The sequence below is a fragment of the Alysiella crassa DSM 2578 genome (assembly GCF_000745955.1).
GTDB classification, from domain to species: domain Bacteria; phylum Pseudomonadota; class Gammaproteobacteria; order Burkholderiales; family Neisseriaceae; genus Simonsiella; species Simonsiella crassa.
The window spans coordinates 1-22,748 of sequence record NZ_JQKH01000040.1; the positions used below are offsets into that span (position 1 = coordinate 1).

A 22,748-nucleotide genomic window follows, 5' to 3' on the forward strand; every position below is an offset into this window, starting at 1 on the left:
TCGTGAGAAAATTAATACGATACCACTGAATTGATGCGGACTTCTTTTTTTATTGTACTTTTTTTGTCGTGTACTGAAAGGCTGCCTGAAAATTAATTTTTAAATTTCCAAAAACGAAAATCAACTTCCCATTTTTCGCCATTCAAATTTTAAAAATTAAATCTTATAATACGCCCATTCCAGTTATTTTAAAGAGAAAATTTTATGAAAAAATTCGCCAGCACCGCCCTTGCCCTAACCCTTGCCACTTTGGGCGTGGCGTGTACGCCAATTAACCAAGCCATTCACAGCACGCCAAGCGTTCAGACGGCAAACATCAGCACCGCCAAAGAAGTTACTCAATTAAGCTATATTGAAAATCTAAAAAGCCCCGAAGATTTGGTGCAAATTCCCAATTCCAAATGGATTATCGCCAGTGAAATGACCCACCATAGCGGTTTGTATTTGATTGATAGCCAAAGTAAAACCACTGCTCACCTGATTGCCCCGAAAGCGTCCGCACCTTCCGCCCAATTTAAAAACAGCCAGCCACAACCGCACGCCGATGAAATGCAAATTCACGGGTTAAGCATTCGTGCGATTGGCGGCGGCAAATCGCTTTTGTATGCGGTCAATCACAACGGCTTTGACCAAAACATCACCCGTGAAACCATTGAAGTTTTTGAAGTGGACAGCACCCAAGCGACACCAACAATTAAATGGCTTGGCAATGTGCCAATGCCCAAAGACGATAAGGGCAGATATTTAGCAGGTAATGCAGTGGTATCAGGGGCGGACGGCTCAATTTACACCACTGTAATGATGCACCCACACAATACACTTGAAGATATGTTTGCAGGCAAAACCACAGGAGCAATCTATCGCTGGTCGCCAAAAACACAAATCTTTGAAAAATTGCAAGGTACAGAATTTAACGGCAATAATGGCATTGAACTCTCCAAAGACGGTCAATTTATTTATGTTGCCCATATGAAAAAGTTAAGTAAATTAACCAATACCAACCCTGCCAAAGAAGTTGCCACCGCCCAGCTTAATTATGGCGTATTTGACAATTTGCATTGGGCGGGCGATAAGCTGATTACCGCAGGTTCTCGCACCCAAAATTGTGGTGAGACAATGACTTATGAGTGTTTAAAAGATTTTCACATCACCACGATTGCCCCTGATAATTTGGCAATCACGCCTTTGTATCAAGGCAAATACACGCAGGATTTTAGTGGCGTTTCTACCGTATTGCCTGTGGGAAAAACTTATTATTTAGGCTCGTTTTATAGAGATAAAATGGCATATTTTGAAGGGAAGTGATTTTTTTTAAGAAGACACCGTTTGAGAAATTCAAACGGTGTTTTTTGATTGGAATTTTGCAAAATGGGTTTTCAGGCAGCCTGAAAGCCTATTTTTAAATCTCATATTTCCAAAAATGAAAACAAAATTTCCAAAAATCGCCATTATTTTATTAAATATAAAACCTTATAATACGCTTATCCAATTATCCAAACTATCCAATTTAAGGAGCAATAATGAGTAAACAAATGCTAATCGGTCTTGGTATGACAGGTGCTTTTGGGGCGAACCAAAGAGCGTGGCTTGACCCCAGTCTTGATGTCAAAACCCACCCTGATTTTGATGCCGACATTCGTGCCGCCCAGCTTGCCGAACAAGGCAAATTTCAGTTTTTATTTTTGGGCGATTTTCCTGCAACCGTGCCACAGGACAATTCTGTGGTGGGCGGTATGGCGTTGGAGCCGATTGTGGCATCGGCACTGATTGCACAGGCAACCAGCCGTATTGGCATTGCGGCAACGGTGGCGACTTCGTGGAGCATTCCCTACACACTTGCCCGTCAGTTTAAAACGCTTGATGTGATGAGTGGCGGAAGAATGGCGTGGAATGCGGTAACAGGGGCAAATCCCCAAATTGCACAGGCGTTTGGCGTAATGCTTGGCGACAGTCCCAGTCGCTATGAAAAGGCGTATGAATTTACCGAAATGGTACAAAATTTGTGGTCATCGTGGGGCGAAACTGCCCTAAAAACCGACAAATCCGCCCAAATTTTTGCCGATTATAACCAAGTCAAAACCATTGCCCAAAAAGGCAAGCATTTGCAATCGGTGGGGGCATTGCCGATACCGCCGTCCAAGCAGGGGCAACCTGTGATTTTCCACTCTGGCGGTTCGCCCAATAACATTGCCTACGCTGGTCGCTATGCCAATGTGATGATTGGCGAAGTGTGGACGATTGAACAAGGGCAAGCCATTCGTAATGGCCTTGCGTCAGTCTGCCATTGACAATGGGCGAAACCCTGACGACATCAAATTCATTGCAGGGATAATGCCACTCATCGCTGATAGCAAACAAGAAGCCCTAGACCGCCACGCCTTTTTTATGGATGAGCAGACGCTGTATCAACGAGTTCGCCATATCGGAGCGGTATTGGGAACGGTGTTTGATTTGGACGATTTGGATAAGCCGATTGACCCTGCCATACTTGATAAGGTGCAAATCACGCCTTATTCTGACCCACGCACCGAGATTGTTCTCAAAGTCGCCCGTGAAGGCTGGACACTAAAAGAAGTCATTCATCATTCGGTGATTGATTATCACCCCGCCTCAGTCGGCACAGCAGAGGACACGGCTGACTTTATGACCGAGTGGTTTAATGAAGGGGCGTGCGACGGCTTTTGGGTATTGCCTGATGTCTATGAGGTGGATTTAAAACGCTTTGTAGATGAAGTCGTGCCGATTTTGCAGGAACGGGGGGTGTTTCATCAAGATTATGAAGGCGACACTTTAAGGGAGCATTTGGGCGTACCGTATCAGTATGGTTTGAGAAAATAAGGATAAAAACGCCGTTTGGGGAAATTCAAGCGGTGTTTTTTTAATGGCAAAATAACTTTCAGGCAGCCTGAAACCCCATTTTCTTAATTTTTATCTTTCCATTTTTAAAAATCAACTTCCTATTTTCAACCATTCAATTATCAATAATAAAATCCTATAATATCCCCATACTTTTTAATGGGAGAACCCAAAATGACCGACTATCTTGACAATTCAAACAAAAAAATCAAACTTGCCCTGCAACTCGTCTCAGGCTATGCATCCGAATTTCAATCGTGGCGATTGCCCGAAAGCCACGAAAAAGCCTATACCGACATTGATTTTTATGTGGAAATGGCAAAAACGGCAGAAAAGGGCAAAATCCACACCCTGTTTATTGCCGATACACCCTCATTTGGTGGGGCAGGGGGTGGCACGGACATTGCTACGCGTTCGCCTGCGTTTCCACTTGAACCAATGGTAATGCTCTCTGCCGTTGCTTACGCCACCCAAAAAATCGGAATGGTGGCAACTTTTTCAACCACTTACAACCTGCCTTATAATTTGGCTCGTCAGCTCAAAACGCTGGACACCTTATCCAAAGGGCGTTTGGGCTGGAATGCCGTTACCACAGGCACACCTTTTACCGCTTACAATTTTGGCGACAAACCCTTGCCCGACACCGCCACTCGCTACGAAATGGCACACGAGATGGTGGAAGCGGTGCAAACGCTGTGGAGGACTTTTGGCGAAAATGCCTACATCACCGACAAAGCTACAGGGCAATTTGCCGATATGAGCCAAATCAAACCAGCAGGTTACAAAGGCAAACATTACCAAGTCAAAGGGGCGTTGCCTATTCCAGCCACACCACAAGGTCAACCACCGATTTTTCAGGCAGGCCCAAGCCCCGAAGGGGTGGAGCTGGCAGGACGCTTTGCCAGTGGCGTGTATGCCAATCCGTTTACGATTGAAGAAGCGAAAGCCTATCGCAATGTATTAAAACAAAGTGCCATTGCTCACGGTCGCAATCCTAATGAAATCAATATGTTTAGCGGATTTATGTTTACCATTGGCGACAGTTATGAAGAGGCACTCGCTCGTAGAATGCAACTCCTTGATTTTATGAGTGATGAGGAATTTAATGGGCAAATTCGCTATTTATCGTCGATGATTGGGGTGGATTTGACAGGGCGAGATGTGAATGAACCTTTGCCCAAATATCTACAAAATCAGGCAAGCCCACACCCGCACGACCCACGTTCGCCAAGAGCGGTGGCACTGATTCAGCGTGGAATGTCGCCCAAAGAAGTGCTTGCCAATGGTGTGATTAACTATCACCCTGTGGTGGTGGGGATGGCAAGCGATGTGGCGGATTTTATGGAAGAATGGTTTAAGGCTGGGGCGACAGACGGTTTTTCGCTTGCCCCTGACAGTCAAATGGGCGTGCGTGAATTTGTGGAAAAAGTCGTGCCGATTTTGCAGGGGCGAGGGATTTATCATCTTGATTATGAAGGCGATACGCTAAGGGAGCATTTGGGTGTGCCGTATCAGTATGGGTTGAAAGGTTAAGGGAAACACCGCTTGGGGAAAGGCAAGCGGTGTTTTTTGATTGGAATTTTGGAAAATGGGTTTTCAGGCTGCCTGAAACCCTACACCCCTTTATTTTCCAGCGATTTTCGGTTTATCCACCACACCAGCGACAACATCACAGGCACTTCAACCAACACACCCACCACCGTTGCCAATGCCGCCCCCGAATTTAAACCAAATAAAGCAATCGCCACCGCCACCGCCAATTCAAAAAAATTGCTCGTGCCGATTAAGCAAGCAGGGGCGGAAATGGCGTGGGGCAATTTAAGCCATTTTGCCCAAATCGCACTGAGTGCAAAAATGCCGTAAGTCTGCACCAATAAAGGAATGGCAATCAGCAGGATAATCATCGGCTTATCCACAATGGTTTGTGCCTGAAACGCAAACAACAGCACCACCGTCAATAACAATCCCAAAATAGACAAAGGCTTAAAACGCTGGCTGAATTGGAGAATTTTGTGTTCATCTTGCAAAGATTTGCGAGTGGCAACTCCCACAAGCAAAGGCAACACCAAATACAGCAACACGCTAAAAAACAGCGTGTCCCACGGGATTGTGATGTCGTTCATACCAAGCAAAAGTCCTGTAATCGGAGCAAAGGCAAAAATCATAATCACATCATTTAAAGACACTTGCACCAGCGTGTAATTGGGGTCGCCTTTGACCAGTTGAGACCAAACAAAAACCATTGCCGTACAAGGTGCAACCCCAAGCAAAATCATACCTGCAATGTACTCGCTTGCCGATTGTTCATCTACCCAGCCAGCAAAAAACACCTTAAAAAACAACCAGCCCACAAGTGCCATAGTAAAAGGCTTAATCAACCAATTTACCGTTAAAGTCAGCCAAAGCCCTTTGGGATTGTGGCGGATATTTTTAATGGCAAGCCAGTCAATTTGTATCATCATTGGATAAATCATCAGCCAAATCAGCACCGCAATCGGCAAATTGATTTGAGCCACTTGCATTGTGGCAATCCATTGAAAATAAGGCGTAAACCAAATACCCAGCCCCACGCCAAGCAAAATCGCCAACCCCACCCACACACTCAAAAATCGTTCAAAAATGCCCATTTTATGCCCCTTGTACACGGATGATTTCGCCGTCTTCTTTGATAAAATCACTTTGCAATGCCACAGGTGAAATGCTCAAAAATACTTCGCTCGGACGGCACAAACGCACGCCTTTTTCGGTGATGACAATCGGGCGGTTGATTAAAATGGGAGCATTTAGCATTGCCTTGATGATGTCGTCGTCGCTCACATCGTTGTCCAAATTAAATTGTTGATATTCAGGCACATTACTTCGCAAAAGCTCTCTGGGCGTGATGTTCATTTGCTCAATCAATTGGCGTAATGTGCGTTCATCGGGCGGGGTGTCCAGATAATGAATAATGGTCGGCTCAATGCCCAAATGGCGAATCAAAGCCAGCGTGTTGCGAGAAGTACCGCATTTGGGATTGTGATAAATGCTGATTTGGTGCATAGTATGTTCCTTATTTCAAGAGTTATTGAAATGAATGAGCAAAAAAATTTGCTAACACGATTGGCAAAATTTTTCGCAATCGCCACCGCTTGCGTTTTCACAACAGCGATGCAATAAAAATTCAATCAAGCCGTTCATCATCGCTAAATTGGCGAAATAACGGACAAATTTTCCCTGCTGTTCACTGTAAACAAGGTTGGCGTTTGCCAAAGTTTTTAAGTGAAACGACAGATTATTGGGGGCAAGATTGAGCTGTTTTGCCAAATCGCCCGCCACCATACCACGCCCCCCTTCGGCGGTCAGGGCTTGGAAAATGGCAAGGCGTGTGGGCGAAGCAAGACTTTCAAACAGTTTGCTGGCGTGTTCGGTGTTCATATTCATAGGCGGTTAGTATAGCAGGGTGTGTTTTTCATTTCAATAGGTGTTGAAATGATGTTTGCGTATTCAGACTGTCTGAAAATTTATATTTCCAAAAATGAAAATTAACTTTCCAAAAATCGCCATTCCATTGCCAATTATAAAATTTTATAATACACCCATTCCATTTATTTTAAAGAGAAAATTTTATGAACCGCATTAGCCAAATCTTAAACATCAAACACCCCATTGTCCAAGCCCCAATGTCGTGGCTGACAGACGCACATCTGGTGGCAAGCGTGGCGGACGCTGGCGGATTGGGCTTTTTAGCCCCACACGCAGGGCAAACGACCAACCCCACTTCCAACGAAGAAGTTTTAGAGCGTATGCGTAACGAAATCCGCAAGGTCAAAGCCTTGACCGACAAGCCTTTTGGCGTGCCGTTTATGTTGTCGTATGATTTTTCGCTGATTCCTTTAATGGTGGATTTGTTTATTGAAGAAGGTGTGCCTGTGGTGCTGGACAATGGCTGGCTTGACCCCGAGATTTACGCCAAACTTAAAAACGCTGGCATTAAAATCATCTGTCGTTTGCCCAATCCCAATTTGGCGGACGCACTCAAAGCCCAAGCGTTAGGGGCGGATATTTTGGTGCTGACGGGTTTTGACGAAGGCGGAACTTTGCCGATGAAAGAAGTGGGCAGTTTTAATGTCTTGGCGGAATTTGTCGGTAAAGTGGATTTGCCGATTATGCTGGCTGGTGGGATTGCCGACAAAAAATCGGTTCAGGCTGCCTTAACTTTGGGGGCGGAAGGCGTGTGGATTGGCACGGCATTTATCGCCACAAGCGAATGCCGAAGCCATCAAAAAGTCAAAGAATGGATTGTCAATTCAACGGCAAATGATTTGTTATTGTTCCGCACCGAGCCGTATTATTACCGCTCTTTGCCAACCGAACTTGCCAAAAAATGCTTTGAAATGAGCGAAAACGGGGCAACTCGCTCTGAAATTGCCAAGGTGATGAACGCTGGTACAGGAATGCGTTTGGGTATGTTAGAAGGCGATTTTGAAAACGGCTATGTGTCGGTGGGCAATGGCATTTCACAAATCCACAAAATCAAAAGCGTGAAAGAGTTGATTGATGAGTTGATGGCTTAATTAAAAAACACCGTTTAATGATTGAAATTAAACGGTGTTTTTTTTATATTCAGGCAGCCTGAAAATCAATACACATCACGCTGATACCGCTTATTTTGGCGCAAATTGTCCAAATATTCTTCCGCGTCATCGCGCGATAAATTGCCTTGTGATTCAATCACATCAATTAAAGCGCGTTCCACATCTTTTGCCATTTTGCTGGCATCGCCACACACATAAACGTGTGCGCCATTTTGCAACCATTGCCAGAATAATTGGGCATTTTCCCTAATCTTATCTTGCACATAGATTTTTTCCGCTTGGTCGCGCGACCACGCAAAATGGTATCGGTGCAAATAGCCGTTTTTGGCAAATTGCTGCCATTCCGTTTGATACAAGAAATCTTCGCTGGCGTGTGGATTGCCAAAAATCAACCAATTTTCGCCAGTTGCTTCGCTGGCAGCACGCTGTTGCACAAAGGCGCGAAATGGCGCAATGCCCGTGCCAGCACCAATCATGATAATGGGCGTGGCAGGATTTTCAGGCAGCCTGAAATGCGGATTTTGTTCCACAAAAACATGAATTTGTCCATCTTCTGCAGCACGTCTCGCCAAAAAACTGGACGCGCCACCCTCGCGGATTTTGCCCGCGTGTTCGTAACGCAACGCGCCCACCGTCAAATGCACCTCCTCGCCCACCTCGTCCTGCGCGGACGAAATGGAATACAAGCGCGGCGCAATCGGTCGCAACAAGCCAAGTAATTGTTCTGCCGACAATTTTGTCGGGTATTTTTGCACAATCCCCACAATCGGATTGGCTTGCACAAAAGCATTGACATCATCGCCAATTGCTTGATTTAAATCGGCATTTTGGGCGATTGCCGCATAATTTTTCACAAATTGGGGCGTGTTTTGCGTGATTTCCATTTTGTGAACCAGTTGGTCGCGCAGATTTTCATCGTCCGCCAAACCCACCGCATTCAAAATTTCATCAACCAAATCAACATCATTGCTGAACCAAACACCCAAGGCATCGCCAACTTGATAAGTCATGCCCGAACCCGACAAATCCAATTCAATGTGGCGCACATCTTTGTCCGAACCGCGCCCTGTGATTTTTTGGCGCGTTAAAAGCGTGGCGGCAAACGGTTTTTCTTTGGAAAACGCATTGTCGGGCGCGACAAGCGTGTTCAGGCTGCCTGAAAGATTGTGGCTGGCATTTTGGTTTTGTGAATTTGCCAATGCTTTGATTTGCAAACCGATTTGTTCAACCCAATTTTGCGCGGTAGCCTGAAAATCCAAATCGCATTCGGTCAAATCCATCAAACGGCTTGCGCCCAAATCCGCCAATTTTGCGTCAAATTCACGCGCAGCACCGCAGAATTTCGGATAAGAACTGTCGCCCAAACCCAAAACCGCAAAACGCAATTCATTCAATTTGGGGGCTTTTTTGCCGTGCAAGAATTTGTGCAAACTCACGGCTTCTTCGGGCGGTTCGCCCTCGCCTTGTGTGGACGTAATCAGCAAAACAATGTCGTTTTCTGCCAAAGACTTGGGTTTGAAATCCGCCGCGTGGCTGTGTTGATGCGCCACACCCAAAGCGGTCAATTTTTCGCTTAATTGTTGGGCAACGCCACGCGCATTACCCGTTTGCGATGCGGAAACAATGTGAATATTTAAAGATTTGGCGTTTGCACTTGATGTCATATTCAGGCTGCCTGAAAGCGTGTCGGGGTGCGTTTCGCCATTGGCTTTTGCCCAGCAATAGCCCGACAGCCACGCCAACTGAACAGGCGTGAGCGCAGCAAGGTGGGGCGTGAGTTCATTTGGAATGGGGTTCATGGTATATTCCTTTGATTGAATTTACTGTTATAATTTCACACAGATTTTTATGTTGAACAAAGGGTTATTCAAATGTCTGCAAATTTATTTTTGGTTAATTATGCCAATGCCGATGAGCAAAATTTATACGATGACGGCGCAATCACGGTAGAAGAAACCTTTATTGATGATGAAATTTTCACGCAAATTCAACCTTTTCTTGTGGAAAAAGAAATTTTAGAAAGCAAAAATGCGCCTGATACCGTCAGAATTACCGTTTTGCCCAACGATAAATTATTGGAAGTGGAAAATTTATTAACGTCTTCGTATCTCAAAAAAATTGATGATTTAAATCAAAAGGTTTTGGATAAAAACATCAGCGATAAAATCATTGATTTGGGGATTTTTTCCAATATTTTGAAAATCATCAAACGCAAAACGCAAGAATTTCATAATCATTCCAGTATCTTAATTATGATTGGCTAAAAAATGGCTGCAAACGACAATCTCGGTAAAATGGGCGAAATGAACGCGCTGATTTTGACCGCACAAATGGGGAAATTGCACCCGCGTGTTGAACCCCTGCGCCACACCGCCACCAATATGCCCGATAATGGTGTGGACGTGGAACTCAAACATACGGAACAACATTGGCAAGATATTCAAGCCATTGTACAAGGTCGGCAAACGCAATTTTCAGGCAGCCTGAACGATACCAGCCCCAATAGGACCACGCGCATTGATGTGAAAAATCATCAAGGCAAATTAAGCAAGCCACAAGTGGAAAAATTCATTGGCGATTGCGCCAAAAATCCCACCATGAATGGCGATATTTTGTTGGGCGGTAATGGCTTAACCAAAGGCGCGGAACAGGCTTTACGCGATGGTCAAGCGGCGTATCCGCAACGCAAAATTGCTTATATTGATAACGATGGTTGGGCGCGTTTGAACCAAGCGGTTTTGTTGCCCACGCTGCCTGAAAAATGAAATTTATCGTGAATTCAATTTAAACCAGTACCGCGTTGCCAGCTCCCTTATGTACTATGTGTACATGGCGGTCGCTGTCGCCTTGTCCTGATTTAAATTGAATCCACTATATTTAAATTTCAAATACATCAATCACATCTTCGCCCGAAATCATGCCTGCCGCCACCGTGTGATTTGTCGCTTCGTCAATCAAAATAAACGCGCCAGTTGCCTGATTTTCTGCGTAAGTGGTGGCACAAATCGGCTGTTGCGTGGCAATGCTGACACGCGCAATATCATTGATTTTTAAAGTATCTGCTGACTGGGCGCGGCTTAAAGTTTGCACGTCCCACACATATTCAATTTGCTTGATTTTTGCCGCGACCGTTTGCGTGCCGTGTTTGAGCCAATATTTTCGTGCAGGATTGAGCGGCGTATCGTCAAACCAACACAAAGCTGCCTGAAAATGCTGCGTGGGCGTGAGCGAATTATCCAAAGAAACAAACACATCGCCACGCGAAATGTCCAAATCCCTGTCCAAAGTCAGCGTTAAAACATCGCCAGCTTGGGCAGAATCCGCCAAACCGTGTGGGGTGTGGATTTGGGCAACAACAGCCGTTTTGTTACTGGGTAAGATTTTGATTTCTTGACCAATTTTCAGGCTGCCTGTTTCCAAACGCCCTTGATAACCGCGAAAATCATCGCTGCTGCTGCCATCTTGTCGCGCCACACGTTGCACAGGAAAATGTGCAGGCAAATCAAGGCGATGATTGTGGCTGTCGGGCAAACTTTCCAGCAAAGGCAAAAGCGGTAAGCCATTGAACCATTTTGTGTTTTCCGATTTTTGCACAATATTGTCGCCACCCAATGCGCTAATCGGCAAAAAGTGAATGTTGGTGGTCAAACCAATTTGTTGCGCCAAATTTTGATAGGCTAAAACAATCGTTTCATACACTTCACGGTTGAAATCCAACAAATCCAATTTGTTCACGGCAACAATGATGTGTGGCGTAGCAAGCAATTTCAAAATCGCGCTGTGGCGTTTGGTTTGTGGCAGCAAAACGGGTTTTTCCCCAGATAAATCAACGCGTGTTGCGTCAATCAACACAATCGCTGCGTGGGCGGTGGATGCGCCAGTTACCATATTGCGCGTGTATTGTTCGTGTCCAGGGGTGTCGGCAATGATGAATTTGCGTTTGGGTGTGGCGAAATAGCGATAGGCAACATCTATCGTGATGCCTTGTTCGCGTTCGGCTGCCAAGCCGTCTGTTAGGCTGGCGAAATCGGGTGTTTCGCCATTTTGTGCGGCTGCGTCCAATTTGGCGATTTGGTCGGCAAGCAGGGTTTTGCTGTCATAGAGCAAACGCCCGATTAGGGTGGATTTGCCGTCATCAACGCTGCCTGCGGTGATGAAACGCAATACAGATGTGGTCATGTTTATTCCTTTAAATTCAATTTTGTAGGGTGCGTATCACGCACCGAATTGCAAATTATTTCAATGATTTGGTGCGTGGTACGCACCCTACTGTTGCCGTCCGCTAGGACTTTCAGGCAGCCTGAAAAATCAAAAATACCCCTGCTTTTTGCGTTCTTCCATTGCCGATTCCGAAACGCGGTCGTCCATGCGCGTGGCGGAACGCTCCGAAAGGGTGGCGGTGGCGGTTTCCGCAATGATTTCATGGGGATTTTGCGCGGTGCTGGCAACAGGGCAGGTGCAAGAAATGTCGCCCACCGTGCGAAAGCGTACGCTGCGGATTTGGCTGGTTTCGCCGTCTTTTTTTGGGGTTAAATGGGTAACGGGGACAAGCAAGCCATTGCGTTCCACCACTTCGCGTTCGTGTGCATAATAGATTGATGGTAAAGACAAATTCTCTCGCGCAATGTATTGCCAAACGTCCAATTCTGTCCAATTTGAAATGGGAAACACGCGCATGTTTTCGCCTTGAAACAGGCGCGTGTTATACAAATCCCACAATTCAGGGCGTTGATTTTTCGGGTTCCATTGCCCAAATTCATCACGAAACGAGAAAATGCGTTCTTTGGCGCGTGCTTTTTCTTCATCGCGTCTTGCGCCACCCATCAGTGCGTCAAAACCTTGTTTTTCAATGGTTTCCACCAAAGTAACGGCTTGGGCGGCATTGCGTGAATCATTGGGGTGGCGCAACACCACCGTGCCGTTTTTGATGGATTCTTCCACGCTGCCGACCACCAATTCCACGCCTGTTTTGCGTACGGTTTCATCATGAAAATCAATCACTTCGGGATAATTGTGTCCTGTATCAACGTGCAATAATTTGAATGGCAATTTGAGCGCGCGCCCCGTAATCGCAAACGCCTTAATCGCCAGCGCAAGCAAAACCACGCTGTCCTTGCCGCCCGAAAACAGCAAGGCAGGATTTTTCGCGTTGGCGATGACTTCACGAATGATGTAAATGCTTTCGGCTTCTAAATCATGGAGATGATTGTTTTGAATGGTCATTTTATTTTCCTTGCGTAGAGTGGGTGCTTGCACCCACCAATTTTGGTCATTCATCGTTTCAGGCAGCCTGAAACCGCGTGGGTGCAAGCACCCACCCTACAAAATCAATATAAAACAATTATTTATGCAAACCACATTCCTTGCTGTCGCGCTGTTCCCACCACCAACGCCCAGCGCGAATGTCATCGCCCAACTTCACGGGCATGCTGCACGGCTCGCAACCGATACTCGGATAACCTTGTGCATATAATTCATTGAAAACAATATTGTTTTGTAAAATATGCGCCCAAACATCGGTTTCCGACCAATCGTAAATGGGGTTGAATTTGGCGATGTTGCGCGCTGTGTCTTGTTCTTGAAAATCAAGTTCTTGGCGTGTAATGGATTGTTCGCGCCTTTGCCCAGTCAGCCAAGCGTTTGCGCCTTGTAATGCGCGATTGAGCGGCTCAATTTTGCGGATAAAACAACATCGTTTGCGTAAATCCACGCTTTCGTAAAAGGCAAATTCGCCAAAATTTTGTACATAATCATCACTATCCTTTTGATTGGGATAGTAAAATTCAAATGGAATATTGGGATAATCCGTTTGCAATTTTTGGGCAAGGCGCAAAGTTTCCGCGTTCAATTTGCCTGTTTCCAAGACAAAACTCACGCAATTCGCGCCCATTTGCGCCAGTTCGTGCAAAATTACGGTGTCTTCCACCGCCAAGCTGTTTGCCAATTTAACATTTTGATGATGTTGAAAAATGTGTTTCAGGCGATTTTGTAGCGTGGCGATTTTTTCAGGCAGCCTGAAAAGCGTTTCATCGGCAATTTGGGGGATTTGCCATAAATCGGGTTTGCGTAGGATATTGTTTTCCATATTATTTTGACTTTCTGCAACTTACCCCCTCCCCCTTTGAAAGGGGGAGGGCTGGGGTGGGGGTTAGGGCGTTGGCGTACCACCCCCACCCTAACCCTCCCCCGCCAGCAGGGGAGGGGACAAGATACTGATATAAAAAGTTTTTCAGGCAGCCTGCAAAATCCGTTCGCGTTGTGGCAAACGGTATTCGCCAAACCAACGCAATTCTTCGTGCAAAGACACCGTTTCGCCAATGACCATCAAAGATGGGCTTTGCGCCGATTTCGCCAATTCAGACAAATGTTTAAGCGTACCAATGTGAACGCTTTGTTCGGGCAGCGTGCCTTTGTTGATGATGGCGACTGGCGTGTCGGGATTTTTGCCGTGTTGCAATAATTGTTCTTGTAATTCAAGGGCTTTCATTGCGCCCATGTACACAACGATGGTTTGGTTGGCTTGCGCCAAAAATCGCCACGATTCGGGGGTTTGTTCGGCTTGGTTGCAGCCTGTAATCAGCGTTACCGATTGCGAAAAATCGCGGTGTGTCAATGGGATACCTGCGTAGGCGGTGGCTGCGGTTGCGGCGGTAACGGCTGGCACCACGTCAAACGGAATACCTGCTTGTTTTAAAACGCTTAATTCTTCGCCACCGCGCCCAAACACAAAAGGGTCGCCCCCTTTGAGCCGCACCACACGCTTGCCTTCTTGTGCCAGTTTAAGCATTAAATCATTGATTTCATTTTGTTTTAAATGATGATGTTTGGCGCGTTTGCCCACATAAATTTGCTCGGCATCGCGGCGAACCAAATTCAACACATCTTGTGAAACAAGGGCATCGTACAAAACGACATCGGCTTCTTGAATGCGTTGTAAGCCTTTGATTGTTAAAAGACCTGCATCGCCCGAACCCGCTCCCACCAAAGAAACACTGCCTGAAATGGGTTGATGATGGTGCAAATGTTGTTCAACAAAATCATGGGCTTGTTCAATTTGTTGCTGTTCGCACAAACGCTGAAAATCGGTGTGATTGAACAGGCTTTCCCAAAAATAACGGCGTTGTGTGATATGAGACAGTTGTTTTTTAACGGGATTTCGCCATTTTTGCGCGATTTGTGCCATCACGGAAATGTGTTGGGGCAACAGGCTTTCCAGTTTTTCGCGCAGCAGGCGAATCAAAACAGGCGACACGCCCGAGCTGGAAATGGCAATTTGCACGGGGCTGCGGTCAATAATGGACGGAAAAATCATGTCGCAATGCGCCAAATCATCTACGCTGTTTACGGGGCGATTTTTTTGGTTGGCTGCCTGAAAAATGCGTTGATTGAGCGTGGGGTCATTGGTGGCGGCGATGGTAAAATAGGCATTATCCAGTTGATTTTCATCAAATTCTTTGGCAAGCCAAATGAGTTGATTTTCTTGAACCTGCTGTTGAATTTCATCGCACAAAGTCTGCGCCACCACCAAAACACGCGCTTGGGCTTGACGCAACAGCGCGATTTTGCGCGTGGCAACATCGCCACCGCCCACCACCAAAACGGGTTTGTCGCGCAAATTGAAAAATAAGGGCAGGTAGTCCATGGTTGTGTTCCTGTATTTTTTATTTGAAATCAGCATATTGTTAAATTGACAACCATCTGACCCTCTCTCCCTCTGGGAGAGAGATGGAGAGAGGGCTGGTGGGGCGGCAAACCCTCTCCCCAGCCCTCTCCCGCAGGAGAGGGAGCGAAATTGCTGTCGTTTTGGGTGTTTTTCATCTTACAGGCTGCCTGAAAAGTGATAGAAATACCCTTTATCCATTTAAGATATAATTTTTAAGTCTAATTATTGAATTTAAATCATTTTTTGATGAAAAAATTGCCATTTTGCCGCATAGAATTAAATTGAATATTCAATATTGAATAAGGGTATTTTGTGAAATGTGTGATTGTGTCTAATATGATTGTGCTTTTTGTTTAACCCTTTTCAGAAAAAGAGGCAACATCATGATTTTTAAAAATAAAACTTTATTTGCCGTTTTGGGTTTGGGCTTTGCGCTGGCAGCCTGTGGTGGTGGCAACAAGGCGCAAAACAATCCGCCACAACAAGGTGCCGCCCCCATTCAGGCAGCCAACGCCACGCAAATTTTGAACGTGTCTTACGATGTGATGCGTGATTTTTATAAAGAATTTAACCCATTGTTTATCAAACATTATCAGGCGCAAGGCAAACAGGTGGACATTCAACAATCGCATGGCGGTTCAAGCAAACAGGCTTTGTCGGTGGCGAATGGTTTGAAAGCCGATGTGGTTACGATGAACCAATCGTCTGATATTGAATTGTTGGAGAAAAAAGGTTTGGTTTCAAAAGATTGGCAACAAAAATTGCCGAATCATGCCGTACCATTTACCAGCACCACCGTGTTTTTGGTTCGCAAAGGCAATCCGAAAAACATCAAAAATTGGGCAGATTTGACCCAGCCTGATGTGAAACTGGTCATTGCCAACCCCAAAACTTCGGGCAATGGTCGCTACACTTTCTTGGCGGCTTACGGCTATGCCTTGAAAGAAAACGCCAACAATCACGATGCCGCCAAAGTGTTCACGCAAAAATTGTTTGCCAATGCTGTCGTTTTGGAAGCGGGCGGACGCGGCGCAACCACATCTTTCATTGAACGCAAAATGGGCGATGCGCTGATTACCTTTGAAAATGAAGCGAATTTAGCCGCGCAAACTTTTGGCAAAGGCGAATTTGAAATCGTCTATCCCAGCTATTCCATTGCGATGGAAAGCCCTGTTGCCGTTGTGAATGGCGTGGCGGACAAAAAAGGCACGGCGCAAATTGCCCACGATTATTTGGCGCATTTGTGGAGCGATGAAGCGCAAGAATTGGCAGCAAAATTGTATTTGCGCCCCAGCAAGGCGGAAATTTTGGCAAAACACGCAGCGCGTTTTCCGAAAGTGGAAACGTTTCGTGCCAATGATGTGTTTGGTTCTTGGGACGAGATTATGAAAACGCATTTTGCCGATGGCGGTGTGTTTGACCAGATTAACAAGCGTTGATGGTTAAATGGATTTCAGGCTGCCTGAAAGCATTTTTGATGTGCCACAAATCTCATTCCCTCTCCTGTGGGAGAGGGTTAGGGAGAGGGTAAAAACCGTTGAGTTTGTGGCACTTTTGCCCTCTCCCCAGCCCTCTCCCACAGGAGAGGGAGCGAAATGCTGGCACGATAAGGATTACCACCAAAATGAAATTACTAAAACAATACAGCGTCTTACCTGCTTTTGGATTGAGCTTGGGCATCAGCATTTTGACTTTATCGTTGATGGTGTTTTTGCCGCTTGCGATGTTGCTTTACACCGTTTCGGATATGGGTTGGCAGGCGTTTTGGCACACGGTGGGCGATGAACGCACCCTGTTTGCCATGACTTTGACGCTGAAAATGTCGCTGTATGCCACGCTGACCAATGTGTTTTTTGGCACTTTGGTGGCGTGGGTGTTGGTGCGCTACGATTTTTGGGGCAAAAGCGTGGTCAATGCGCTGGTGGACTTGCCGTTTGCCCTGCCGACTGCGGTAACGGGCGTGGCGTTGGCGACTTTGTACGCGCCAAATGGCTGGGTGGGGCGTTGGTTTGAGCCTTGGGGCGTGAAAATTGCGTTTACGCCGTTGGGGATTTGGATTGCGCTGATTGTGGTGAGTTTGCCCTTTGTGGTACGTGCGGTGCAACCTGTGTTGGCAGAATTGTCGCCCGAATACGAAGAAGCGGGCGCGGTGTTGGGCGCACATCGTGGCACGGTGTTTTGGCGGATTATTTTGCCTGAAATGTTGCCTGCTTTGGTAACGGGCGCGGGCATGGCGTTTGCGCGGGCGACTGGGGAATATGGCTCGGTGATTTTCATCGCAGGCAATATTCCGATGGAATCGGAAATTTTGCCCCTGATTATTGCCAGCAAATTTGAATTGTTTGACATTCAGGGCGCGAGTGCGGTGGCTTTATTGATGTTGATGATTTCATTTTTGATTTTGTTTGTGTTGAATATTTGGCAATGGCGATTGAATAAACGGGTGAATCAGTAAATCATTTTCAGGCTGCCCCACGGTACACAAAATTGCTGTAAGCGGTCTGAAATATTGCCAAAACACCATTTTCTGCCCACTACTTGAGAAACAGTATAGTGAAACATTTTCAAAATGCCAAATGGTAAGTTGGACTCTTAAATTCGACATTTTTCATATTGATAACGCCAGTCGCAGCTTTATTTTGGAATTAATTGATTTGTTTAAAAAAGATTTTTCTGTTAAATCAATTTACGAAAAAATTTTCCAAATAAATCAAATTTAAAAAAGAAGCTGTGACTGGCGTAAAGGTTTCAGGTTCTCATTACCTATTCTCTAATCCTCATATTCAAATCTTCATTGATTCAGGCAGCATACAATATATTTCTTCAGCCAATTACATGCTCATTGATACAAAAATCAAGCTATTTTTTTACCGAACCTTTATACCAAAATCATCATTATTTATAGGATAAATAAAATAGAGAATGGAACACAAATTGCATATCTATATAAAACACCTAACAAACACCAGTATATGCTCAAATCTTGCATAAAATAAACAAAATTTGTCAGTTTTAAGCTATTTGAACTATATTTAGTGTTAATTATCCAAATTTACAACATAATTTACCTTGTTGTAAAACACATACGCTTTTTATTATCTCAAATCATATATTTTTTAATAAACTTTCATTTTGGAGACAAATATGTCTAAACGAAACAAAACCATTCGTACAAAAACCAGCCATACCTTTCAACGCAGCATAATTGCTTCCTTGATTTCAGTATTGGCTACTTCAGCCCATGCCTCTATTGTTAGAAGCGACATTGACTACCAATATTACCGTGATTTTGCAGAAAATAAAGGGCAATTCACTGTAGGGGCGCGCGATATTACCATTTACGATAAATCAGGAAATGATTTAGGTAAAACCATCAAAGGTATGCCTATGCCTGATTTTTCTGGTGTACCACAAATTGGCGATTTTTTAGAATCAGGTTTAGGGATTATGATGACACCACAGTATTACGGCACTGTGGCACATAATCTAAACAACGGCGTACGTTTTGGACAAACAGGTCAAACCAACCGCGATGCACCACGCTACTACTACAATATTGCTGACCGAAATGATTTTGGTAATGTTACCAATGCTGCACATTGGGATTATGGCACACCACGTTTGGAAAAATTGGTAACAGAAGCCGTACCCATTCCGATTGCTGATATTGACCTCAATTACACCGCTTTATTAGATGAAACACGTTTTCCTGTCTTTGCTCGCATTGGTGCAGGACGACAATACACTATTGATGCAGCAGGAAAAGAACCTACACAAGTTAGTCATTCTTATAAATATTTGACAGGCGGTTCTATTCTACCAGCACTCAAAAGTACCACTAAACCTGAATTTTTTGATTACAACGCCACTCAAGGATTATTTACCAACGGTATTGATCCATTGGCAACCCAGCCACGTCAAGGCGACAGTGGCTCTGCAATTTTGGGCTTTGATACCACCATCAATCAGTGGGTAACAGTTTCTCATCACCAATCTTCTGGCTCAGAACGCAATCCTTGGGGGCGTTCTATGATTGCACGTAAAGCCTTTTTTAACGAGCAAATCAAGCAAGATACAGCTGGTCATATTAGCAACAATGTTGCAAATGCTCGTTATGATTGGACATTAAATGGTGCAAATTCATCCAATATCACACAAAGTACTCATGCCAGCAACACTTTAAAAGTAGATTTGCGTGATGACAGTTTAACCAGTCCAACCACAGGTGCATTACATATTCCCAGTGCCAACCATGGTAAAACCGTTCATATTTCAGGCAGCAATGGCACTTTACATTTAGCACAAGACATCAATCAAGGAGCTGGCGCATTGTATTTTGATGCAAATTTTACTGTGTCAGGTGCACAAGCCAACACCACTTGGTTAGGTGCAGGGGTATCCATTGCAGAGAACAAAACGGTAAACTGGCAAGTACACAATCCCAAAGGCGATCGCTTGTCTAAAATTGGTACAGGCAGCCTGAATGTAACAGGTACAGGGGTAAATCATGGTTCAATTAGTGTGGGTGATGGGCGTGTATTACTCAACCAACATGCTGATGCCAATGATAATACCCAAGCATTCAGTGAATTGGGTTTAACAAGTGGTCGTGGTACGGTGGTATTAGGAAACAATAAACAAATCAATCCCAATAGTATTTACTTTGGTTCACGCGGTGGTACTCTTGATTTAAATGGCAACAATTTGACTTTTGAACGCATTCGCAACGTTGATGATGGTGCAAAAATCGTCAATAACAATATGAATAAAGCTGCCAGCATCACCATTTCACGTACCCGAGAGTTTATTCCACAAAATGTGATTTTTGAAACCAATCAAGATCAAAATTATAAACCGACTGGTATTTACACCGTAAAACGTGATGGAAACAGGGTAGATTATTATATTTTAAATGAAGGTAAACACCCTTTTGTTCGTTTCCCAACCACACCTGGTAGCAGTGGTAGTACTTGGAGATTTATTGCAACAGGCACACAAGAAGATGCAATTGATGCGTTTTTAAAAATTCGTGGGAACGTGCCTTTAAGTGCTAAAAAAGATGCTTTTTTCGGCATGTTAGGCGACAAGGACAACAATAAAAATGGGCGTTTAGATGTCAATTTCAATCCCACATTAAAAGATGACATTTACATATTAAACGGTGGCAGTAATTTAAATGGCAACATCAATGTTCAAAATGGTACATTGGTGCTTTCGGGTACGCCTACACCACATGCTTATGATTATTTAACCAAACCTAATGGTACCCCAAACACCTTAAATGATGTTGGTAGCGATAATAATGGTCGAGAAGTGATGCTAGACCATGATTGGATTACTCGAGATTTTAATGCCACCAATATTAATATTACTTCAGGCAGCCTGAAAACCAGTCGCAATGTGGGTAATATTACCGCGAATATTACCGTATCAGGTAATGGACGCGCAGAACTGGGTTTTGTAAATGGTGAAACCGTCTACACCCGTTCACTGCACACAGGCATCACGACTGCAGAAAATAAGACCTATGATGACAACATCCTTGCGTTGATACCCAATACACGTTTAAACGGTAATATTAGTTTACGTGATAATGCTACTGTGCGCCTAAATATTGAATACGATAAAAATATCACTGCCAATCAAAATGCTACAGTACAATTAGCTGGTTTAGGGCATTGGATTATGCCATCAAGTCAAAATATTGTGAATTTAGATGGTGATTTAGGTAGCCAAATTACCCTTAATGCTCATCAAGATACAAACAGCGATCCCAATAATTATCATACACTGACTTTAAGCGGCTTATTAGACGGCAATATTCAATTTAATTATTTAAGTAATTTAGCTGCACAAAAGAGTGATAAATTGGTAATCAATGGCTATGCGGCAGGTGAACATAAATTATATGTACAAAATACAGGTGCTGAAGCCAATATTGATAAATTGACTTTGGTAGAATTAAATAGCCCCATCCAAAATGCCAACGATGTATCTTTCCAATTGGTCAATGGCTTTGTTGATGCTGGTACTTATCGTTATACATTAAAAACCGATGCGAGCAAACAATATTATTTAAGCAACCCTAGACGTGCCGCAGAATTAGCAAAATTACGTGAAGAAGAAGCCAAAAAAGCCGCAGAAGAAGCTCAAAAAGCCAAGCAAGCTTTAATAGATGCCGAAAATGCACGTAAAACTGCTGAAGATGCCCAAAAACGTGCTGAAGATGCCCTAAAACAAGCTCAAGCCAATAGTGGTGTAAATGCTACTGATTTAGCGGCTGCACAAAAAGCTGCCGAAGAAGCAAGAAAATTAGCCGAACAAGCCAATCAAGATAAACAGGCTGCAGAAACACAATTAAATCAAGTACGCGAACAATTAGCTGCCGCCGAAAATGCAAAAGTCAAAGCAGAACAGTTAAAGAATGCTGCAGAAGCCCAAGCACAAACAGTATTAGCGGACAAAAATCGTTTACAAAATGAGTTAAACGCTGCCAACACAGCTAAGCAAGCCGCCGAACAAGCCAAAGCCAACGCAGAACGCGACAAACAAGCTGCCGAAGAAGCCAAAGCCAATGCAGAACGTGATAAACAGGCTGCCGAAACCGCCAAAGCCAATGCAGAACGTGATAAACAAGCCGCCGAAATGGCTCAAGCTCAAGCCGAAGCCTTGAAAAATGAAGCACTCGTAAAACAGCAAGAAGCGGAAAACAAACAACGCGAAGCCGAAACACAAAAAACCGCCGCGCAAAATGCATTAACCGAAGCAGAACGCCAAAAAGCAGCCGCCGAAAAAGCCTTATTAGACGCGCAAGCCGATGGTGGCAAAGCTTTATCAGAAGCACAAAAAGCGTTGGAAAATGCCCAAAAACAAGTGGCAGATAAAGAACGTGAATTAACCGCCGCACAAAACGCTCAAAATCAGGCTTTAACCGAAAAAGCCGAAGCGGAACGCGCTCGCGACCAAGCGCAGGCTGCCTTAAATACCGCAAATGCCGCCAAACAAGCTGCCGAACAAGCCAAAGCCAATGCAGAACGTGAAACACACGCTGCACAAACCGCTCAAGCCAGCGCAGAATTGGCAAAACAGGCGGCTGAAGAAGCCAAAGCCAATGCGGAACGCGAAAAACAAGCTGCCGAAACCGCCAAGCAAACCGCCGAGCAAAATTTAACTGAAGCGCAAACCGCCTTGACCACTGCTCAAGCCGAAAAAGCGGCTGCTGAAAAACAAGCGCGTGAAGCTGAAATTGCCAAAAATATCGCGGAACAAGTTCAAAAAGAATTGGAACAAGCGCAGGCTGCACAAAATCAGGCTTTGCAAACCGCACAAGAAACCGCTCGTCTGGCGGAAGAAGCACGTGCTAATGCCGAGCGTGAAAAAGAGCATCAGGCAGAATTGGCTCGTCAAGCGGAAACCGCGAAACAAGCTGCCGAAGCAGCACAAAAATTGGCAGAAGAGGCGAAAAATCAAGCACAAACTGATTTAGCGGCTGCTGAAACCGCCAAAACTCAAGCCGAAGCCGCCAAAGTGGCTGCCGAAAACGCTCAAAAATCGGCTGAAACCGCACGCGCAGAAGCAGAGAAATCTTTACAGGCTGCCTTAACAGCAAAAACGGAAGCGGAAAACGCGAAAAATCAGGCGCAAACCGATTTGGC

General features: G+C 44.8%; 18 protein-coding genes. 10 read left to right on the forward strand and 8 right to left on the reverse strand.

Annotation, left to right across the window (positions count from 1 at the left end; genetic code table 11):
• Positions 1-204 precede the first annotated feature (204 nt).
• From Q338_RS07140 to Q338_RS07150, 4 genes are all read left to right on the forward strand, one after another.
• Positions 205-1,305: an SMP-30/gluconolactonase/LRE family protein gene (locus tag Q338_RS07140; protein ID WP_034293578.1), complete on the forward strand. Its 1,101-nt coding sequence runs from the start codon at positions 205-207 to the stop codon at positions 1,303-1,305.
• A 215-nt stretch (positions 1,306-1,520) separates the two neighbouring features.
• Positions 1,521-2,288 (forward strand): LLM class flavin-dependent oxidoreductase, encoded by a 768-nt coding sequence (locus Q338_RS15010; RefSeq protein ID WP_211249431.1) that lies wholly within the window; start codon positions 1,521-1,523, stop codon positions 2,286-2,288.
• Positions 2,289-2,331: 43 nt separating this feature from the next.
• Entirely contained in the window at positions 2,332-2,838 is a 507-nt protein-coding gene (locus tag Q338_RS15015) for an LLM class oxidoreductase (protein WP_211249432.1), read from the forward strand.
• A 192-nt stretch (positions 2,839-3,030) separates the two neighbouring features.
• Positions 3,031-4,389: an NtaA/DmoA family FMN-dependent monooxygenase gene (locus tag Q338_RS07150; RefSeq protein ID WP_034293580.1), complete on the forward strand. Its 1,359-nt coding sequence runs from the start codon at positions 3,031-3,033 to the stop codon at positions 4,387-4,389.
• Positions 4,390-4,469: 80 nt separating this feature from the next.
• Here Q338_RS07150 and arsB read toward each other — a convergent pair whose 3' ends face one another.
• Genes arsB through Q338_RS07165 form a run of 3 tightly spaced genes read right to left on the reverse strand, consistent with a single transcriptional unit; the run spans position 4,470 to position 6,270 of the window.
• Positions 4,470-5,483, reverse strand: coding sequence for an ACR3 family arsenite efflux transporter (gene arsB, locus Q338_RS07155; protein ID WP_034293583.1), 1,014 nt, complete (start codon positions 5,481-5,483; stop codon positions 4,470-4,472).
• A gap of 1 nt (position 5,484) precedes the next feature.
• The gene (gene arsC / locus Q338_RS07160) at positions 5,485-5,895 is read right to left on the reverse strand and encodes an arsenate reductase (glutaredoxin) (protein WP_034293586.1); all 411 of its coding nucleotides are present in this window, start codon (positions 5,893-5,895) and stop codon (positions 5,485-5,487) included.
• A 51-nt stretch (positions 5,896-5,946) separates the two neighbouring features.
• A complete protein-coding gene (locus Q338_RS07165) occupies positions 5,947-6,270 on the reverse strand; it encodes an ArsR/SmtB family transcription factor (RefSeq protein ID WP_034293588.1) in 324 nt (107 codons plus the stop codon).
• 191 nt (positions 6,271-6,461) lie between these two features.
• On the opposite strand from Q338_RS07165, the gene Q338_RS07170 reads away from it, so the two are divergent.
• Entirely contained in the window at positions 6,462-7,409 is a 948-nt protein-coding gene (locus Q338_RS07170; protein ID WP_034293590.1) for an NAD(P)H-dependent flavin oxidoreductase, read from the forward strand.
• A 65-nt stretch (positions 7,410-7,474) separates the two neighbouring features.
• On the opposite strand, the gene Q338_RS07175 is transcribed toward Q338_RS07170, so the two are convergent.
• Positions 7,475-9,229, reverse strand: a complete 1,755-nt coding sequence (locus Q338_RS07175; protein ID WP_034293592.1) for an assimilatory sulfite reductase (NADPH) flavoprotein subunit — start codon at positions 9,227-9,229, stop codon at positions 7,475-7,477.
• Positions 9,230-9,301: 72 nt separating this feature from the next.
• Here Q338_RS07175 and Q338_RS07180 point away from each other — a divergent pair, with 72 nt between their 5' ends.
• Together Q338_RS07180 and Q338_RS07185 are read left to right on the forward strand one after the other, a co-directional pair.
• A complete protein-coding gene (locus Q338_RS07180; protein ID WP_034293594.1) occupies positions 9,302-9,694 on the forward strand; it encodes a hypothetical protein in 393 nt (130 codons plus the stop codon).
• 3 nt (positions 9,695-9,697) lie between these two features.
• Complete coding sequence (locus tag Q338_RS07185) at positions 9,698-10,195, forward strand: hypothetical protein (protein ID WP_034293597.1); 498 nt, start codon at positions 9,698-9,700, stop codon at positions 10,193-10,195.
• A 112-nt stretch (positions 10,196-10,307) separates the two neighbouring features.
• Here the strand turns inward: Q338_RS07185 and Q338_RS07190 are convergent, their stop codons facing one another.
• The 4 genes from Q338_RS07190 to cysG form a co-directional block, all read right to left on the reverse strand.
• Positions 10,308-11,609: a sulfate adenylyltransferase subunit 1 gene (locus Q338_RS07190; protein ID WP_034293599.1), complete on the reverse strand. Its 1,302-nt coding sequence runs from the start codon at positions 11,607-11,609 to the stop codon at positions 10,308-10,310.
• Between the two features lie 129 nt (positions 11,610-11,738).
• Positions 11,739-12,653, reverse strand: a complete 915-nt coding sequence (gene cysD / locus Q338_RS07195; RefSeq protein WP_034293614.1) for a sulfate adenylyltransferase subunit CysD — start codon at positions 12,651-12,653, stop codon at positions 11,739-11,741.
• 118 nt (positions 12,654-12,771) lie between these two features.
• Positions 12,772-13,515 carry a phosphoadenylyl-sulfate reductase gene (locus Q338_RS07200; RefSeq protein ID WP_034293601.1) on the reverse strand — a complete coding sequence of 248 codons (744 nt, stop codon included), beginning with the start codon at positions 13,513-13,515 and terminating at the stop codon, positions 12,772-12,774.
• A 144-nt stretch (positions 13,516-13,659) separates the two neighbouring features.
• A complete protein-coding gene (cysG, locus tag Q338_RS07205; RefSeq protein WP_034293603.1) occupies positions 13,660-15,072 on the reverse strand; it encodes a siroheme synthase CysG in 1,413 nt (470 codons plus the stop codon).
• Between the two features lie 404 nt (positions 15,073-15,476).
• On the opposite strand from cysG, the gene Q338_RS07210 reads away from it, so the two are divergent.
• The 3 genes from Q338_RS07210 to Q338_RS07220 form a co-directional block, all read left to right on the forward strand.
• Positions 15,477-16,532: a sulfate ABC transporter substrate-binding protein gene (locus tag Q338_RS07210; RefSeq protein WP_034293606.1), complete on the forward strand. Its 1,056-nt coding sequence runs from the start codon at positions 15,477-15,479 to the stop codon at positions 16,530-16,532.
• A gap of 185 nt (positions 16,533-16,717) precedes the next feature.
• On the forward strand, positions 16,718-17,548 hold the full coding sequence (gene cysT, locus Q338_RS07215; RefSeq protein WP_034293608.1) for a sulfate ABC transporter permease subunit CysT: 831 nt from the start codon (positions 16,718-16,720) through the stop codon (positions 17,546-17,548).
• A gap of 689 nt (positions 17,549-18,237) precedes the next feature.
• Positions 18,238-22,748 (forward strand): S6 family peptidase (locus tag Q338_RS07220; protein ID WP_034293612.1); only part of this gene is annotated, 4,511 nt, incomplete at its 3' end.

What these genes read in the sequence shown, in the direction of transcription:
- Q338_RS07140 (WP_034293578.1), top strand. Translation starts at nt 205, where the DNA reads ATGAAAAAATTCGCCAGCACCGCCCTTGCCCTAACCCTTGCCACTTTG.
- Q338_RS15010 (WP_211249431.1), top strand. Translation starts at nt 1,521, where the DNA reads ATGAGTAAACAAATGCTAATCGGTCTTGGTATGACAGGTGCTTTTGGG.
- Q338_RS15015 (WP_211249432.1), top strand. Translation starts at nt 2,332, where the DNA reads ATGCCACTCATCGCTGATAGCAAACAAGAAGCCCTAGACCGCCACGCC.
- Q338_RS07150 (WP_034293580.1), top strand. Translation starts at nt 3,031, where the DNA reads ATGACCGACTATCTTGACAATTCAAACAAAAAAATCAAACTTGCCCTG.
- arsB (WP_034293583.1), bottom strand. Translation starts at nt 5,483, where the DNA reads ATGGGCATTTTTGAACGATTTTTGAGTGTGTGGGTGGGGTTGGCGATT.
- arsC (WP_034293586.1), bottom strand. Translation starts at nt 5,895, where the DNA reads ATGCACCAAATCAGCATTTATCACAATCCCAAATGCGGTACTTCTCGC.
- Q338_RS07165 (WP_034293588.1), bottom strand. Translation starts at nt 6,270, where the DNA reads ATGAACACCGAACACGCCAGCAAACTGTTTGAAAGTCTTGCTTCGCCC.
- Q338_RS07170 (WP_034293590.1), top strand. Translation starts at nt 6,462, where the DNA reads ATGAACCGCATTAGCCAAATCTTAAACATCAAACACCCCATTGTCCAA.
- Q338_RS07175 (WP_034293592.1), bottom strand. Translation starts at nt 9,229, where the DNA reads ATGAACCCCATTCCAAATGAACTCACGCCCCACCTTGCTGCGCTCACG.
- Q338_RS07180 (WP_034293594.1), top strand. Translation starts at nt 9,302, where the DNA reads ATGTCTGCAAATTTATTTTTGGTTAATTATGCCAATGCCGATGAGCAA.
- Q338_RS07185 (WP_034293597.1), top strand. Translation starts at nt 9,698, where the DNA reads ATGGCTGCAAACGACAATCTCGGTAAAATGGGCGAAATGAACGCGCTG.
- Q338_RS07190 (WP_034293599.1), bottom strand. Translation starts at nt 11,609, where the DNA reads ATGACCACATCTGTATTGCGTTTCATCACCGCAGGCAGCGTTGATGAC.
- cysD (WP_034293614.1), bottom strand. Translation starts at nt 12,653, where the DNA reads ATGACCATTCAAAACAATCATCTCCATGATTTAGAAGCCGAAAGCATT.
- Q338_RS07200 (WP_034293601.1), bottom strand. Translation starts at nt 13,515, where the DNA reads ATGGAAAACAATATCCTACGCAAACCCGATTTATGGCAAATCCCCCAA.
- cysG (WP_034293603.1), bottom strand. Translation starts at nt 15,072, where the DNA reads ATGGACTACCTGCCCTTATTTTTCAATTTGCGCGACAAACCCGTTTTG.
- Q338_RS07210 (WP_034293606.1), top strand. Translation starts at nt 15,477, where the DNA reads ATGATTTTTAAAAATAAAACTTTATTTGCCGTTTTGGGTTTGGGCTTT.
- cysT (WP_034293608.1), top strand. Translation starts at nt 16,718, where the DNA reads ATGAAATTACTAAAACAATACAGCGTCTTACCTGCTTTTGGATTGAGC.